2 protein-coding genes are annotated in these 1,851 nt (G+C 33.8%); one reads left to right on the top strand and one right to left on the bottom strand.

The genetic code is table 11. The annotated features are described in order from the left end of the window. Positions 1 to 69 precede the first annotated feature (69 nt). Positions 70 to 1,218 (top strand): hypothetical protein, encoded by a 1,149-nt coding sequence (locus CYP84_RS09170; RefSeq protein ID WP_103637343.1) that lies wholly within the window; start codon positions 70 to 72, stop codon positions 1,216 to 1,218. Positions 1,219 to 1,220: 2 nt separating this feature from the next. Here CYP84_RS09170 and CYP84_RS09175 read toward each other — a convergent pair whose 3' ends face one another. Further along, complete coding sequence (locus CYP84_RS09175; protein WP_103637344.1) at positions 1,221 to 1,817, bottom strand: effector protein; 597 nt, start codon at positions 1,815 to 1,817, stop codon at positions 1,221 to 1,223. Positions 1,818 to 1,851 lie beyond the last annotated feature (34 nt).

The raw sequence follows: 1,851 nt of genomic DNA on the forward strand, positions 1-1,851 counted from the left end.
AGCTTGTAAATTCAAATTAGCTTAAAGAATAGTTATGTAATATTTTTGCAAAGGTAAAAAGGGGCAGTAATGGAAAATATATTTTTAGAATCATATGATGTTTTTAAGGTATGTAAATCCCCAAGTAAATTAAAAATTTATGATGAATTTTTGCAAAATAACAAAAGGTACTCTATAACGCGTTGCTACTACGTCATCGTGGTGGATAATACCTTTTTAACCTACTCACATCTCATGGTCTATGAGCAGCTACTCTATCTTTTGTACTCGCAAAATAAACTAAAAAATGGCGACTTTTCACTCACGCTGAAAAAAGCAGAGCTTGCTAAGAAATTTAAAACAGATATCACCAAAAGTGCCACAGATACGATAAAGTGCTTTTATGAGATGCAGGACGTGAAAATTTCGATCTTTGTTAAAGACAAGATCGAAAAGCAGATGAATATAATCGAATTTATAGACGCAGAGCAAACTGATAAATATGGCGAGCTACAAGATGAGATAAATTTGAGACTAAACCCAGAATTTGTAAAGCTTTACCGCTGCATCTATCTTGATAAGATCGAGTATTTAAATAGCTTTGATATAGAGCAAGGTAGCTTCATAAGATACTTCATGCAGCACGAGCTAGATGGTGGCGTAAGAAGCTCAGCTATTATCGATAAAATGGGCGTTTTAAACTATTTGCCTTTTGCTTATAAAAAGCGCTTTGAGCAAGAGGTGGCAAATGTTAGCTTTTATTATAAAAATGAAAAATACGAGATAAAAGATGGCTTTGTAGTAGTCACAAATCACGAAAATAGAGTGATGGATAATCAAAATGCCTCTATTGAGCTTTTTGGTCTTATCTACGAGCAGATCACTAAAAATTGCACTAAAAATATCGTGCTAAATGACGCAAATTTGCAAAATTATTATGCTAGATTTGGTAAATTTGAGACAAATCAAAATATCTTTAAAATTTTTAGCAACATGGAGCTCATGTTAAATCATTCAATACAAAAAGAAAATGCTAAAATTTCTTTTTTCTCTCACTTTTTTGAAAGCATCGTTTGCAAAAGAGATACGGAGCTTGAAATTTTGATCGAGCTAAATCAAAAAGGCTTTGAGTATATCATCTCCAAAAGTGCAAATTTAGACTTTTATAACGTGGAGTCAGCTGACTACGGACTTACTTCATATCCAGCCAGCTCTTGTGCGGTGAGTGGAAATTTCTAAATTCAGTTGATTTTAGCTTTTAGTTTGGCGATCACTTCGTCAAGCTTGCCGCCATCTTGAGCGTTTTTTAGGCACTCATTTATCTCGGTCATCTTTTTGGTAAATTCGTTTTTTATAATGCCTACCACAAAGTCCTCGCTGTTAGTCTCGTCCAAGATAGGATACATGTCTCGCCAGATATCTTTGATCCACCAGCCGCATTTTGATATGCAAGGAAACTCTTTAAGCTCGCCAAGCTTTAGGCTCATCATAACTTCATCAGAGTGCTTGATATCGTCTGTGACAAAGTCTTTATGTATGCTATCAAAGCTTGTAAACATGCGGTAACCAAGGCTTGATACGTTGTTTTCAGAGCAAATTCTAAACTGAAAAACATTATCTTCATAGTCTAAATTCGATATGCAAATTTGATGTTTTTGGGTGAAATTTGGAAATGAGTTAAACCTTTTATCATCTATGTCAAGCTGCCACTTTGAGTCATTATCGCTAGTTAAAAACTCTTTAAAGCTTAGTTGTACAAATTCTTTATAGCTCATCTCATCAGCTGTGAAAAAGTCATAGTTGCTACTGTTTTTTTCTTTAAAATCTTTAAATTTCATTTCATTTCCGATCAAAAAAGTGTAACTATTTTAC

The sequence above is a fragment of the Campylobacter concisus genome (assembly GCF_002912425.1).
GTDB classification, from domain to species: Bacteria; Campylobacterota; Campylobacteria; order Campylobacterales; family Campylobacteraceae; genus Campylobacter_A; species Campylobacter_A concisus_AH.

What these genes read in the sequence shown, in the direction of transcription:
- CYP84_RS09170 (WP_103637343.1), top strand. Translation starts at nt 70, where the DNA reads ATGGAAAATATATTTTTAGAATCATATGATGTTTTTAAGGTATGTAAA.
- CYP84_RS09175 (WP_103637344.1), bottom strand. Translation starts at nt 1,817, where the DNA reads ATGAAATTTAAAGATTTTAAAGAAAAAAACAGTAGCAACTATGACTTT.